This is a genomic window from Streptomyces sp. NPDC058086 (assembly GCF_042885015.1).
Lineage (GTDB): Bacteria > Actinomycetota > Actinomycetes > Streptomycetales > Streptomycetaceae > Streptomyces.
Genome location: NZ_JBHVST010000179.1, coordinates 1 through 12920, shown reverse-complemented (window position 1 = coordinate 12920; position 12920 = coordinate 1). Strand labels below are relative to the sequence as shown.

Below are 12920 nucleotides of genomic sequence, written 5' to 3'. Positions count from 1 at the left end.
GGCATGGGCTCGGTGTTCTGGTCCCGCTCCTACTTCGCAGGCTCGTGCGGTGGCGCACCGCTCACGGTAATCCGTCAGTACATCGAGCAGCAGAAACGCCCGCTCTAAAGTGCAGGTCAGAGCAGTCTTAGGATGCATTCCCTCCCCGGCTGAAGCCGGGGATACCCTGCAAGATCACGATGGACACAGAGCGTGCCCGATCGCATCCACAGACCTGCACCCTTCCGGAGGCGGTAGCGCTCACGGGGCGAGTACCCCCCGGGGTATGTTATGTCGGGACTCCGGTTCCTACCCGGTACGGCGGCGGCTGCGACGTACGGCGAGACTGCCGACGACGCCGATCTTCACCACGGCAGCCGTCACGACGAAGCCGACGGCCCAACCAGTCCACCTCGTGTCTGCCAGAACGGCCCCGCCCAGCCCCAGATGCACGGCCACGACAGCGGCCACCGCTACGACTGCGGCGACCCCGGTCCACCCGCCATGGCGGCGGCGCAACGCCGCGCCTCGTGAAGGAACCGCGGGAGCCGACGCGGTGGCCTGAACGGCAGGCGCTTCGGGCCGTTGCCAGTCCACCTGCAGCGGATCGCGCCTGCTGAACCTGCTGAGGTGGGTGGTGACGAGATCCTGCAGTCGCCGCAGACTCTCCTCGTCCGGCGACTGGGCGCGCAGTGTCAACGCGCCTGGGGCTGCCTGGAGGGCGCAGGTGCCCCAAGGCAGGCGGACCGTTCCTTGGGTGTCGGTCCATTCGACGTGGATCTGGTCGGGCCGAATCTCGGGAGATGTGTGGGTCTCGCGCGGTGCCTGAGCGTCACCGCCGCGGTGGGTGCGTGGGCGATGGCCCAGATGACGACCCTTGTTGGCGAAGTGCTTGCACAGTTGTACGAGGTAGCGGTTGGGGCGTTCGGTATCGATGTGGGCTTCGGCGGTGAGCATGGACTTCCTCGGCTCGGTCGCGGGCGGAGAACTCAGATCCTGGTGGCGGCGGTCAGCCAGGACCGGAGGCCGTCGGGGTCGGTGGTGATCTCGATCGTGGTGGCCTCGATGGACTCGATCCGCCAGCCGTCGGCGAACGCGGCCTCGATCTCCTCCCGCGTCACCTTGTGTACGCGCCCCCAGCTGCTCTGCTCCCGGTCGCTGCAGCAGAGCATGAAGAAGCGGCCGCCCGGCGGGATCACGGACCGCAGGCCGTCGATGTACGCGGTGCGGTCGTCATCGTCGAAGACGTGGAAAAGGCCGCAGTCGAGCACGGTGTCGAATTGTTCGCCCAGGCCAGCCAGTTGGCGGGCGTCGTGACGGAGGAAGCGAGCCTTGCCGCTGCGGTCGTGTGCCTTGGTCTCGGCGGTGCACAGGGCGCGGGAGGCGAGGTCGACGCCGGTGGCGTGGAGGCCGAGTCCGGCGGCCATGAGGGCGTGTTCGCCCGTTCCGCAGCCGATGTCGAGAACCCGGCCCCGCAGAGCGCCGACCTTGGCTAGGGCGAGAAACGCTGGTTGGGGCCGTCCGATGTCCCAGGGCGGCGGGACGGCGTAGAGGTCATCGGGCTCATGCGGTGCCAGGCCGTAGGGGCGGTGGGGTGAGCCGGTCATGCGGGTGTCCTTCCCGTCGGGGGCGGTGCCCGCGAGGGGCGGGCTTCCAGGTCCCCGTAACAACCCAACTTTTATCGATACACTCTGTCGCTGTCAATGCATTCTGTATCGACATCGGCGGGTCGTATGCTGGGGCGGTGCCGAAGCTGTGGAACGAGACCATCGAGGAGCACCGCCGCGCCGTACGCGACGCGGTTCTGGAGACCACGGCGGCGCTGGTGATGGAGCACGGGCTGCGTGCGGTGACGATGTCGAAGATCGCCGGGGAGAGCGGTATCGGCCGGGCCACGCTGTACAAGTACTTCCCGGACGTCGAATCGATCATGGTGGCCTGGCATGAGCGCCAGATCTCCGGACACCTCCACGAACTCGCCGAACTCCGGCACGGCCCCGGCGGTCCCGGCGAGCGGCTCGAACGGGTACTGGAGGCGTACGCGTTCATCCAGCAGCGGCGCCACGGCCACGGCGCGGAACTCGGAGCGCTGTTGCACCGAGGCGGGCACGTCGCCGGAGCGGAGCAGCACCTCCAGCACTTCCTCCGGGAACTGCTGGCCGAGGGTGCGCAGGCCGGGGACATCCGGGACGACGTCTCCCCGGACGAACTGGCGAGCTTCTGCCTGCACGCCCTCGCCGCGGCCGGTGCCCTCGCTTCCAAGTCGGCGGTCCGGCGCCTCGTCGCGGTCACGCTGACCGGACTGCGTCCGCCGGGCTGACGCCGGCCCTGGGTCCGTTTCGGGTGCTCGGAGGGATGGCGATGCGTCTCAGTGGACCTCGACGCGCATCCATGCCGAGCTGCACGTGGCCGGGCACGGGACCGTGCAGCTCGTAACAAGCTTCCGTCGCTACAAGTTGCTCTGGCCGGCTTCCGATGCGGCCAGCTCGTTCACGCCAACGGCAGTCGCAGAGCTGACGAGACTCGGAGGGCGACCCCGCAGCGCCGGGCCCGTCTCACCCGCGCCGGAATCGGGCAGCGGCGTAGACGGCGAGCCGGTGCGTGAGTTTTGCGGCCAGCCGTCGGCACTGCGGGCAGAGCGACACGAGCCCGTGGCCGGTTCCCCGCGCAGGTGTGGAGGTTGGTCGTTACCGGCCGCTGGAGGAGTCGATGAGCTGGCCGAGGCGTTTCAGGCCGTTGGGGCTGACGCCTTGGGCGGCCATGGCGCCGAGGACCACGTCACGATCGAGCAAATCAGCAGCCGAAGATCGTCGAGAATTCGCGCTGCCTGCTGACGGTCGAACGGTGGCCCGTAGCCGTTGTTTCCGTAGAACTTCAACCTGGCCAGTGCCGACGTGAGCCGCGCATCCAACCTGTCGGCTTTGTCCTCCGGGCGCGTGAGGTCGACGGCGTTCACCTGTGCCGCCCACCCGCGCAGAGGGAACAGATTGGCCCCCTCAACGGCTGCGAGTGAGGAGTTCCTCGCCAAGCCGGCGGCGAACTCCAGCGTCTTCGCATCGGGCAGGTACGCCAGCACGGGACCGATACCGCTCCGGGCGCGCTGTCTGCCCGATCGCGGGGTCGCAACACGGTGCCGCTGGGCGAACCGTCGCAACGCTGGGACAGTCTGCTCGGCGCCGAATGCGTTCAGCATTCTCTCACCCAGCCGACACCTGTCGGGCGTCGGGAGCCTTCTGGATACTCCGGCTGACCCTGGCCATCCGGCATGCCGACGGCGAGGACCTGGTCGCCGCTGAAGTCCTCGACGTCCTTGCCACGAAGCCAGAACGATCTTGTGCGCGCTAGGCGCCTCGCTGCCGCCGGGCCGACTTCTTTGCCGTTGCGGTCTTCTTCGCAGTCTTCTTGACGGGCGTCTTCTTCGCGGGCTTCCCGGCCGCTGGCTTTTTCGGCATCTCGTGGACCTCGGCATCGCCGCCGTCCTCGGCGCGCGCGGCCTGGGCCTTGCGGACGCTTTCCTGGAGGGCGGCCATCAGGTCGACGACCTTATCGCCCGGTTCCTCGGCCTCGGTGCTCGGTTCGGGTGGCTGTCGGCCCTCGGCCTTCGCCTCGAGTACCGCCTCGAGTGCCTGGCGGTACTCGTCCCGGTAGCCGGAGATGTCGTCCGTCGCCATCGAGTCGATCAGCCGCAGCGCCTCGTCGATCTCGGAGTCGGTGACCTTGGCCTCCTTCGGCGCGAGCTCGGAGGGGTCGCGCACCTCGTCGTCCCACTTGAGGACGTGCGCGACCAGTGCCCCGTCCCGGACCCGCAACAGCACCAGGCGCTCGCGCCCGTGCCACGCCAGCTTTGCCACGGCCACCTTCGTGTTGCGGGCCAGCGCCCGGGCGATCAGTGCGTACGGCTTTGCCGCGACTTGGCCGTCGTACCGCAGGAAGTAGCTGTCGCCGCTCAGCCGCACCGGGTCGATCGACGCGGCCGGCACGAACGCGACGATCTCGATCGCCTTCGCGGTCGGCAGCGGCATCTTTTCCAGCTCTTCGTCCGTGACGGCGACCAGCGTGTCCTTGGAGACCTCGTACCCCTTGCCGATCTCGGCCGCGGACACCTCGCGGTCCTCCGCCTCGCAGTACTTGCGCACCCGCACCCGGCCCAGGTCCTCCGTATGGACCTGATGGAAATGGACCGAACGGTCCTCGGTGGCGCTCATCAGCTTCACCGGAATGGTCACCAGGCCAAAGGAAATGGCGCCGCTCCACAGCGGTCGGGGCATCACAGACCTCCACGACAACCCCGAGCCCCACCAGCCTAAAAGCCCCCGCCACGGCCCGCTCCCCGATGACACCGACGCGCACCACCGTCGACACCACCGCAGGCTGGACGAGTGGACTGGCCCGTCTCCGTCGCCCTCGCACAGTCCGTACCGGAACTCCCCACCGGCACGGACTGGAGCTACGAGATGAAATTATGGACAGGGTTTCTCATTGTCCGTTGTCCAATGCCGAACGCCGGTTCAGGTCCTCCGTCGTAGTTCCCACTGGGGTGGGCTCAGTTCAGGGTCTGGGCGGCATACAGGGCACCGAGGGCTGTGGCGAGGGTGCCGAGCAGAAGCCGTAGGGCCCGTTCGGGCAGGCGGGGCTGGAGACGGGCTCCGAGGTAACCGCCGATCAGTCCGCCAGTGCCGCAGGCGAGGCCGAGCCACCAGTCGGGGGCGACCTCTCCGGAGCTCACGAGCGACAGCAGCGCGTAGGCGGCGCCGACAAGGGACGTGGCGAAGGTAGCGGCGAGCGCAGCCGGAGCGACGCGGGCGACGGGCAGACCGCGTCCGACGAGAATCGGGCCGAGCAGCGAACCGCCGCCGATGCCATAGATGCCCCCGACCACGCCGACCACCAGCGCGAGACCGGTGAGCGTGCGAGGCGCCAACTCTCCAGCGGACGGCGGCCGGTGGCGTGCCGGGGCAAGGGCGCGCAGGCACAGCCACAGCCCCAGCGGCAGCAGCAGGGTAGCGATCAGGAGCCGGAAGACGTCCGGGCCTGGCAGGGCGAAGACGCGGATGGCAGCGCCGAGGACGACGCCTGGCAGTGTGCCCAGCACCAGGCGCCGGGCGAGGTCGCCGTGCAGGGCGCCGTCGCGGCGGTAGCGCCACAGGGCGCCGGGCCCGGCGACGACGTTGAACAGCAGGTTGGTTGCGCTGACGGCCGGGTTGGGCACGCCGAAGACGCTCAGCTCGATGGGCAGGAGGAACACCGCGCCGGACACGCCGACCGGGGCGGTTACGGTCGCGATCAGCAGGCCGGCGGCCAGCCCTCCCGGCACCGTCCAGTCCACCGTCGCCCCCGGCTCTTCGATCGCCCGGCCAGTATCGGCGCCCGAAAGGGAAGAGAGGTGGCCCGCAACAAGATGTTCATGATCAGCCGAGCGCTGTCGGGCGGGACCAGCGGCACTCGCGCGGCGCCTTTGCACCGGGAATCAATGATTCACGATTCTCTGGATTCAGGATGCCGTGTACTGTCGTTGGTGTGCTGACTCTCGCTGCTGACATCGAGGTGCTGGCGCGGTTCGGCCGCGCCCTCGCCGACCCGATCCGCTGCCGGATCCTGCTCGCCCTGCGCGAGGCCCCGGCCCATCCCGCCGACCTCGCCGACGCCCTGGAGATCTCCCGGACCCGGCTGTCGAACCATCTGGCGTGCCTGCGCGACTGCGGACTGGTCGTCGCGGTGCCGGTCGGCCGGCGCACCCGCTACGAGCTCGCCGACGAGCGCCTCGGGCACGCGCTGGACCACCTGCGCACCGCCGTGGTCGCCGTCGAGGCGGACAAGACCTGCCCGGACGCGGAGACGAAGGGCTGCTGCTGATGACCGCGGAGATATCCATCGGCATCGGCCCCTCCCCGGCTCGCCGCGACGCGCTGGCGAAGCGCATACGGCTGCTGGTCGCGGCCACCATCACCTACAACGTCATCGAGGCGATCGTCGCGATCACCGCCGGGACGATGGCCTCCTCCACCGCGCTGATCGGCTTCGGCCTGGACTCCGTCATCGAGGTGTCCTCGGCCGCCGCGGTGGCCTGGCAGTTCTCCGCCCGCGAGCACGCCGTGCGCGAGGCGCGGGAGAAGACCACCCTGCGGATCATCGCCCTCTCCTTCTTCGTGCTCGCCGCGTACGTCAGCGTCGACGCGGTCCGGGCGCTGACCGGCACGGGGGAGGCTGAACGTTCCATCCCCGGCATCGTCATCGCCGCGCTGTCCCTGGCCGTGATGCCGTTCCTGTCCGCCGCCCAGCGCAAGGCCGGCCGCGAACTCGGCTCCGCCAGTGCGGTCGCCGACTCCAAGCAGACCCTGCTGTGTACGTACCTCTCCGCCGTCCTCCTGGTCGGCCTGGTCCTCAACGCCACCCTCGGCTGGTCCTGGGCCGACCCGATTGCCGCCCTCGTCATCGCTGCCATCGCCGTCAAGGAGGGCCGCGACGCCTGGCAGGGCAAGGGCTGCTGTGCCCCCTCCGCCGCGACGCATCCGGCCGGGGCCGAGGTGAGCGACGCGTGCGGCTGCCGCCCCGGGTGCGACTGCTGCAACTGATCGGCAGCCCCGGCGCTGCCGTGACTCGCTTACGGCGGGTGTGAAAATCGCTCCGCTCAGCGGGCGGGTTCGAACAGCTCGATGAGGTTGCCGGCGGGGTCGGTGAGCAGGATCTGGCGCCCGCCGGGGCCCGAGACGACATCGCTGCGGAAGGTGAGTCCGGCGCTGCGCAGCCGGTCGATTTCGGTGTCGAGGTCGTCGATGATCAGGTGGATGCGGTTGCCTCCGGCGCCGAGGTCGCTGGGGGTGGCGCGGGCGCCGGAGGTGGCCGGGCCGGACAGCAGCAGCCGCAGCGGCCCGCGGGTCACGTCGGCGAAGGCGGGGGCGGGGTTGCTGCGGAGGGTGAAGCCCAGGTGGGTGGTGTAGAAGTCGATGGCCGCCTGGACGTCGTCGACGAGGTAGCGGACGCTGGCGAACTCGTACGTGTGGCCCGGTCACGCCCACGCGGTGGCGGTCGCCGCGGTGGTGGCGCTGACCGCCGTGAACTACGCCGGGATCCAGAAGTCCGCGTGGCTGACCCGGGCGATCGTCGCCGTCGTGCTGACCGTGCTGGCGGCGGTCGTGGTCGCCGCCCTCACCTCGTCGACAGCGGACGCGGGCCGGCTCAGTGTCGGCTCCGACGCCACCGTCAGCGGCGTGCTGCAGGCGGCGGGCCTGCTGTTCTTCGCCTTCGCCGGGTACGCCCGCATCGCCACCCTCGGCGAGGAAGTCCGCGACCCCGCGCGCACCATCCCCCGCGCCATCCCAATCGCCCTCGGCATCACCCTGGTCGTGTACGCGGCCGTGGCCCTCGCCGTCCTGACGGTGCTCGGCCCCCATCGGCTGGGCGAGGCGGCCGCGCCGCTGTCGGAAGCGGTGCGGGCCGCGGGGGCGGACTGGCTGGCGCCCGTCGTCCGGGTCGGGGCGGCCGTCGCCGCGCTCGGCTCCCTGCTCGCCCTGATCCTTGGCGTCTCCCGCACCACCCTGGCGATGGCCCGCGACCGGCACCTGCCCCACGTCCTGGCCGCCGTTCATCCGCGCTTCCAGGTACCGCACCGCGCCGAACTGCTGGTGGGCGCCGTCGTCGTGGTGCTCGCCGCCACCGCCGACGTACGCGGCGCGATCGGCTTCTCCTCCTTCGGCGTCCTCGTCTACTACGCCATCGCCAACGCCTCCGCCTGGACGCTCACGCCGGACGAGAACCGCCCGCCCCGCATCGTCCCCGCACTCGGCCTGGCCGGCTGCCTGCTGCTGGCCTTCACCCTGCCCGCCGCCTCCGTCGCGTGGGGAACCGTGCTCCTCGCCGCCGGCATCGCCGCCTACGTCATACGCCGGGCCGTCACCGCCCGCCGGGCGTCCTGAACCGCTCACCTGCACGCGCGGGGTGTGCCATCACGTGCCGCAGCCGGGTACCCAGGGCCGCGCCCCACTGGGACTCCCGCACCCCGCTCACTCCGGCAGCGACGAGACCGAGATCGGCAACCGCCCGTACAAGGCAACGAGGCTGCCCAGCGGTGCACACAGACGGCACGGCGACGCCCGGGACGTGCAGTCAGCGGCGCGGAACCTGCCGCACCAGCCGCCCGGCGATCCGCCGGGCCGCGAACTCCGTGCCCGCCACGAAACGCAGCATCGGCCCGAACATGGGCGCCGCCAGCGAACCGGTGAAATACAGCCCCGGCACGCTGGACTCGAACGCACCGGACAGACGAGGAGCCTGCGAGCCGGGCACGCGGCTCACCGCCCGCCTCACCGACGGCGTCAGAAAGGGCAGGACATCCACATCGAGCCGGTACCCGGTGGCCGCCAGCACATGGTCGACGACGCGATCGGCCGGCCCGCTGCCCTCGCCGCCGAGGCGCAGGTGCACCTCGGCCCCGGACCGACGCGCCCGCTCCACACGGCACGCCGTGCGAACGGGCACCACGTCTTCCACTCGCTCGCGCAGCCACCACCCGCCCGAAGGGCCCAGCGCGCGGCGAAACAGCTGCATCCGGGCGGCGGCCGGCAGCCGTCGTACGGCGCCCGGAACGCCGCAGACCGCGGCGAGCACCCAGCCCGTCCCCAGCGCAGAGGCCGGGGCGGCCAGCCGCTCCCCCCACGGCCGCCGCACCTGCAGGCGCACTCCCCAGAGCACCCGGGCATCGCGCACCAGCACCTCGACGTCAGCGCCGGCCTCGTGCAGCAGCGCGGCACTCTCCAGGGCCGACTGGCCGCCCCCGACCACCGCCACCCGCTGCCCCGCATACTCGGACAGGTCGGTGTGCTGGCTCGTGTGGGACAGTGCGGCCTGCGGCCCGGGCCCGCCGGGCGCCAGCGGCAACAACTCGTCGGGGACATAGGCGAACGTGGCGAGCCCGGTGGCCACCACCACGGCCGCCGCCTCGATCTCCCCGCCGCCTTCCAACCGGACGACGAAACCGGCCCCGGAACGCTCCACCGCCGACACCCGGGCCGCCTCCACCGGGCCGACATACCGCTGCGTGAACCACATCCCGTAGCGCACGAACGTCTCGCACGGGATCGGCGTCAACTCGGTCAACTCCGGCTCGCCCGCCGCACGGCAGAAGTCCGCCAACCGGCCCCCCGGCACCGGAGCCGACAGATCGGTCGCCGCGGGCGTCGACTTCAGGAACATCCCGGTCGCCATCGAGTGCCGCCAACTGCCCATGACTTCGCCGAAAACCCGCACCACTATCCCGGCCGCCCGCAGATGAGCGGCCACCGACAGACCGTACGGACCAGCGCCGACCACCACGACCGGCCCGCCACGCGTGCCGGCATCCGGCCGGTTTTCGGCACGGCGCTGCCCGGAAAGCGACTGCGTCATCCATCCCCCCACTGCCACTGCGGCGCCCACCCCAGACGCACGCGGCCAACGGCTGCATACGGGCACCCGGCCACGCACACTGCCCCCCCTTTGTGCGCCAGTGTGCCTGCCTGCGTCACAGATACCGGCACACGTTGCCCAAAAACTTACCTATCGGACCGAGAAGGACGACGGCCGCCGCCACCCGGTGATTCGGCGGGAACAGGCTTTGGACTTCCCCAGAGACCACGGCCTCGTACGGGGCTCAGTTCAGAGAAGGCTCGCCCCGGACTCACATGCCCGGGCGGACCGTCAGCGTAGGCCCGGCGACGCCTATGAGGTGGACCCGAACTCCCGCTCGTGTTCGAAGCGGTCGGCGCTCCGCTCAGCGCGTCGGGAGCGGGTGAGAGCGCGCCGGCCGAGGGCCATGGCGATCAGCCCCAAGGGGATGGCCACGATGGCTCCCACGATTCCGTTGCCGGTGCCCGGGCCACCACTGGAGGTGGCCAGATGCAGCGCCGCGAGGGCCGTGCCAACCAGGCCCACCGCCATGGCCGACATAGCGCCGGTACGCGCGTTGCCGGTGCTGAACCGGCCGGCGACGCGGGCCAGGGCCAGCCAGCCAACGGCCACGCCGATCAGCCCCACGCCGAGGGCCAGGATGGCCCCGGTCCGCCCGTCGCCGATGACTCCGCCCTCGGCGGCCACCGTCAGGACATCTGTTGCACTCATGCCGCTCTCCTCCGTCGTACGTGGCGAATTCCGCGGTTTCCGTTGTGCCTTGAGCGTGCCCGCCGACCGCACGGCTGGTCGTCCGGCGGGCGCAGTCTTTTCGCACTGCCGTCGACATGGCAGTGGACTGCCGCGCACGCGGCAGGCGGCGGGCACGTACCGCGGGTGCGGTAGCCAGCCGCTCGTCCGCGGGCGGGACTCGCCCGCAGCCGCGTCCGGCTAGGGTGCGCGCATGGACACAGGGCGTTTTCGTGTCCCGGCCGGTGCCATGGACTGGGCGATTGCCGTCGGCGTGGCGGCACTGCTGCTGGGAACCGGGCTGTCGGGGCAGCACCCGGCCGGAAAGCGCGAGCTGTTCGGCGCCGTGCTGCTGGCGGCGGGCGGGCTGGCGCTGGTCGCCCGTCGCAGGGCTCCGATCGCCGTGCTGGCTGTCACCGGCCTGTGCGCGGTGGGGTACGACGCGGCGGGTTTTGAGGCGCTCGCTGTCCCGTACCTGGTTGCGGTGTACGGAGCCGTGCGGGCCGGGCACCGTGCCCTGACGGTGGCGGCATCCGTGTCCCTGCTCGTCGTCCTGCCTCTCACGGCACTGGTCTTCCGCGACGGGCCAGCGCGCGAAGCGTTCGCGCAGGCCCGGAACGTCCTGGAAATCGCCTGGCTGATCGCCGCCTTCGCCTCCGGGGAGGCACTGCGGCAGGCCGAGCAGCGGGCGGACGAAGCCGAGCGCACCCGGGAGGAGACCGCTCGGCGCCGCGCGGATGAGGAGCGGCTGCACATCGCGCGGGAGCTGCACGATTCCCTCACCCACCAGATTTCGATCATCAAGGTGCAGTCCGAGGTCGCCGTCCACGTAGCCCGCAGGCGTGGCGAGGAGGTGCCCGAGACCCTGCTGGCGATCCAGATGGCCGGACGGGAGGCAACCCGGGAACTGCGCGCCACTCTGGAAGCCCTGCGCGACGACGACACCACCCCGCCGCAGAGCCTCGAACACGTACCGGAACTCGTGGAGCGCGCCCGTTCGATGGGCCTGGACGCGACGCTGACGATCGAAGGGCAACGGCACGCCGTGCCGGCCGCGGTGGGCCGGACCGCCTACCGCATCGTCCAGGAGGCGCTGACCAACACCGCCCGGCACGCCTGCGCCACCACCGCGACGGTCCGGATCGAATACCGGCCCGACGCCCTTGCCGTCCAGGTGGACGACGACGGCAAGGCCACCCCCGATGACGCCCCGGCCCCCGGCCTCGGGCTGCTCGGCATGCGCGAACGCGTCACCGCCCTTGGCGGCCGGCTGCGCGCGCAGCCACGCACCGAGCACGGCTTCACCGTCCAGGCCGAACTCCCCGTGGAACGAGCATCATGATCCGTGTCCTGCTGGTCGACGACCAGCCGCTCATCCGCAGCGGCTTCCGCGCACTGCTCGACCTCGAAGACGACATCGAGGTGGTGGCCGAAGCCGCCGACGGCGACGAGGCTTTGGTGCTCATCAAGGAATGCCTGCCCGACGTCGCGCTCATCGACATCCAGATGCCGGTCATGGACGGCATCGAGGCGACCCGGCGCATCGCCGCGGACCCGGCCTTGGCCGACGTACACGTCGTCATGCTGACCAACTACGGCATGGACGAGTACGTCTTCGACGCGCTGCGCGCCGGCGCCGCAGGGTTCCTGGTCAAGGACATCGTGCCGGAGGACCTCCTGCACGCCGTACGGGTAGCCGCCCGCGGCGACGCCCTGCTCGCCCCCACCATCACCCGCAAGCTCATCCACCGGTACGTCACACAGCCGCTCCCCACCACCAGCGCCGCGCTGGAGGAGCTGACCGGCCGGGAACGCGAAGCGGTCGCCCTGGCCGCACGGGGCCTGTCCAACGACCAGATCGCCGACCACATGGTGATCAGCCCGATGACCGCGAAGACCCACATCAACCGGGCCATGACCAAACTCCACGCCCGGGACCGGGCCCAGCTCGTGGTCCTCGCCTACGAATCCGGCCTGGTCACCCCGCGCAACGGCTGACCGCCGAGCTCCGTTGCCGACTTCGCGGTGGCACGTCCGACCATGCCCCGACCACATCACCGCAACGGTGCTCTCCGCCTTCACGCCCCCAAGCAAACCGGTAAGCGAGACCTCCGGCGGGGCGCGCATAACCCGCACCGAAGAGACCGCCGCCATCTCCGAGGAGTCGATGGTCAGTTCGCCCGTACCGTGATCTCCCCGGGGTACAGCGGTCAGGCGGTGAAGGGCGGCGTTTCCTGCGGGGTGAGGTCGTCGCGCAGACGTACGAAGCGGACCGGGTGGCGGTAGCGTCCGGCGTCGATGGCGGTGTCGGCGACGAACTCCGCGACCAGGTCCGGCCGGACGGGGCTGTACTCCAGCTCGCCGCCAGTTCCCCAACTGGCGCTGAAGTGCCGTCCATACCACGGGTGTTCAATGCCTGCGGGCTCCAGCTGCTGGCCCAGTTCGCGCCGGACCGCAGTCGTCAGAGGGGTGGTGCGGGCGACCATCCGCAGGTCGCCCGCTTCGTCGTAGCGGCCCAGCAGGAGGGTGAGCGGCTCCTTCAACGAACCGGTGACACCGCCGATCACTGCTTCGGACGTGCTCTGGGCGCACTGGTACTTGCGCCAGGCCCTTCATCCGGGCAGATACCGCTGGTCGAGGCGCGTGAAGACGAGCTCTGCCTAGGTGCCCCGTTGCCGCCGGGCCGGCTTCTTCGCCGCCGCGGTCTTCTTCGCAGTCTTCCTCTTGGCCGTCGGCATCTCGTGGACCTCGGCATCGCCGGCGTCCTCGCCGCGCGCTGCCTGCGCCTTGCGGATGCTCTCCTGCAGGGCGGCCATCAGGTCGACGACCTT

Annotated in this window: 14 protein-coding genes and 2 pseudogenes; 7 read left to right on the top strand and 9 right to left on the bottom strand. The window is 70.9% G+C overall.

Annotation, left to right across the window (positions count from 1 at the left end):
* Nucleotides 1-108 (top strand): transposase (locus ACFVWD_RS55030; RefSeq protein ID WP_382148064.1); only part of this gene is annotated, 108 nt, incomplete at its 5' end.
* Between the two features lie 180 nt (nucleotides 109-288).
* Here ACFVWD_RS55030 and ACFVWD_RS55025 read toward each other — a convergent pair.
* Nucleotides 289-936 (bottom strand): DUF2218 domain-containing protein, encoded by a 648-nt coding sequence (locus ACFVWD_RS55025; RefSeq protein WP_389606446.1) that lies wholly within the window; start codon nucleotides 934-936, stop codon nucleotides 289-291.
* Nucleotides 937-968: 32 nt separating this feature from the next.
* On the bottom strand, nucleotides 969-1586 hold the full coding sequence (locus ACFVWD_RS55020; RefSeq protein WP_389606444.1) for a methyltransferase domain-containing protein: 618 nt from the start codon (nucleotides 1584-1586) through the stop codon (nucleotides 969-971).
* 137 nt (nucleotides 1587-1723) lie between these two features.
* Here ACFVWD_RS55020 and ACFVWD_RS55015 point away from each other — a divergent pair, with 137 nt between their 5' ends.
* Entirely contained in the window at nucleotides 1724-2299 is a 576-nt protein-coding gene (locus tag ACFVWD_RS55015; RefSeq protein WP_097287849.1) for a TetR/AcrR family transcriptional regulator, read from the top strand.
* A 408-nt stretch (nucleotides 2300-2707) separates the two neighbouring features.
* On the opposite strand, the gene ACFVWD_RS55010 is transcribed toward ACFVWD_RS55015, so the two are convergent.
* The 3 genes from ACFVWD_RS55010 to ACFVWD_RS55000 all read right to left on the bottom strand — a co-directional run bounded on the left by ACFVWD_RS55010 (nucleotide 2708) and on the right by ACFVWD_RS55000 (nucleotide 5305).
* Nucleotides 2708-3172, bottom strand: coding sequence for a hypothetical protein (locus ACFVWD_RS55010; protein WP_389606442.1), 465 nt, complete (start codon nucleotides 3170-3172; stop codon nucleotides 2708-2710).
* Nucleotides 3173-3320: 148 nt separating this feature from the next.
* Entirely contained in the window at nucleotides 3321-4247 is a 927-nt protein-coding gene (locus ACFVWD_RS55005; RefSeq protein WP_389606440.1) for a Ku protein, read from the bottom strand.
* A gap of 275 nt (nucleotides 4248-4522) precedes the next feature.
* Nucleotides 4523-5305 (bottom strand): sulfite exporter TauE/SafE family protein, encoded by a 783-nt coding sequence (locus tag ACFVWD_RS55000; RefSeq protein WP_389606438.1) that lies wholly within the window; start codon nucleotides 5303-5305, stop codon nucleotides 4523-4525.
* 191 nt (nucleotides 5306-5496) lie between these two features.
* On the opposite strand from ACFVWD_RS55000, the gene ACFVWD_RS54995 reads away from it, so the two are divergent.
* Nucleotides 5497-5832, top strand: a complete 336-nt coding sequence (locus ACFVWD_RS54995) for an ArsR/SmtB family transcription factor (protein WP_389606436.1) — start codon at nucleotides 5497-5499, stop codon at nucleotides 5830-5832.
* Nucleotides 5832-6551: a cation transporter gene (locus tag ACFVWD_RS54990; protein WP_351620663.1), complete on the top strand. Its 720-nt coding sequence runs from the start codon at nucleotides 5832-5834 to the stop codon at nucleotides 6549-6551. The genes ACFVWD_RS54995 and ACFVWD_RS54990 overlap by 1 nt, the downstream gene beginning before the upstream one ends.
* A 56-nt stretch (nucleotides 6552-6607) precedes the next feature.
* Here the strand turns inward: ACFVWD_RS54990 and ACFVWD_RS54985 are convergent.
* Nucleotides 6608-6949: pseudogene (locus ACFVWD_RS54985) on the bottom strand (VOC family protein); the annotation flags it as partial.
* Nucleotides 6950-6968: 19 nt separating this feature from the next.
* Between ACFVWD_RS54985 and ACFVWD_RS54980 the strand changes: the two are divergent.
* A pseudogene (locus ACFVWD_RS54980) lies at nucleotides 6969-7892 on the top strand (APC family permease); the annotation flags it as partial.
* 190 nt (nucleotides 7893-8082) lie between these two features.
* Here the strand turns inward: ACFVWD_RS54980 and ACFVWD_RS54975 are convergent.
* Nucleotides 8083-9390 (bottom strand): NAD(P)-binding domain-containing protein, encoded by a 1308-nt coding sequence (locus tag ACFVWD_RS54975; RefSeq protein ID WP_389606434.1) that lies wholly within the window; start codon nucleotides 9388-9390, stop codon nucleotides 8083-8085.
* Nucleotides 9391-9672: 282 nt separating this feature from the next.
* The gene (locus ACFVWD_RS54970) at nucleotides 9673-10071 is read right to left on the bottom strand and encodes a DUF6223 family protein (protein ID WP_389606432.1); all 399 of its coding nucleotides are present in this window, start codon (nucleotides 10069-10071) and stop codon (nucleotides 9673-9675) included.
* Nucleotides 10072-10303: 232 nt separating this feature from the next.
* Between ACFVWD_RS54970 and ACFVWD_RS54965 the strand changes: the two genes are divergently transcribed.
* A complete protein-coding gene (locus ACFVWD_RS54965; RefSeq protein WP_389606430.1) occupies nucleotides 10304-11431 on the top strand; it encodes a sensor histidine kinase in 1128 nt (375 codons plus the stop codon).
* Nucleotides 11428-12087 carry a response regulator gene (locus ACFVWD_RS54960; RefSeq protein WP_389606428.1) on the top strand — a complete coding sequence of 220 codons (660 nt, stop codon included), beginning with the start codon at nucleotides 11428-11430 and terminating at the stop codon, nucleotides 12085-12087. Before ACFVWD_RS54965 ends, ACFVWD_RS54960 begins: the two co-directional genes overlap by 4 nt.
* 212 nt (nucleotides 12088-12299) lie before the next feature.
* On the opposite strand, the gene ACFVWD_RS54955 is transcribed toward ACFVWD_RS54960, so the two are convergent.
* On the bottom strand, nucleotides 12300-12656 hold the full coding sequence (locus tag ACFVWD_RS54955; RefSeq protein ID WP_389606427.1) for a hypothetical protein: 357 nt from the start codon (nucleotides 12654-12656) through the stop codon (nucleotides 12300-12302).
* Nucleotides 12657-12920: the final 264 nt, after the last annotated feature.

What these genes read in the sequence shown, in the direction of transcription:
- ACFVWD_RS54970 (WP_389606432.1), bottom strand. Translation starts at nt 10,071, where the DNA reads ATGAGTGCAACAGATGTCCTGACGGTGGCCGCCGAGGGCGGAGTCATC.
- ACFVWD_RS55005 (WP_389606440.1), bottom strand. Translation starts at nt 4,247, where the DNA reads ATGCCCCGACCGCTGTGGAGCGGCGCCATTTCCTTTGGCCTGGTGACC.
- ACFVWD_RS54965 (WP_389606430.1), top strand. Translation starts at nt 10,304, where the DNA reads ATGGACACAGGGCGTTTTCGTGTCCCGGCCGGTGCCATGGACTGGGCG.
- ACFVWD_RS54990 (WP_351620663.1), top strand. Translation starts at nt 5,832, where the DNA reads ATGACCGCGGAGATATCCATCGGCATCGGCCCCTCCCCGGCTCGCCGC.
- ACFVWD_RS54960 (WP_389606428.1), top strand. Translation starts at nt 11,428, where the DNA reads ATGATCCGTGTCCTGCTGGTCGACGACCAGCCGCTCATCCGCAGCGGC.
- ACFVWD_RS55010 (WP_389606442.1), bottom strand. Translation starts at nt 3,172, where the DNA reads ATGCTGAACGCATTCGGCGCCGAGCAGACTGTCCCAGCGTTGCGACGG.
- ACFVWD_RS55025 (WP_389606446.1), bottom strand. Translation starts at nt 936, where the DNA reads ATGCTCACCGCCGAAGCCCACATCGATACCGAACGCCCCAACCGCTAC.
- ACFVWD_RS55020 (WP_389606444.1), bottom strand. Translation starts at nt 1,586, where the DNA reads ATGACCGGCTCACCCCACCGCCCCTACGGCCTGGCACCGCATGAGCCC.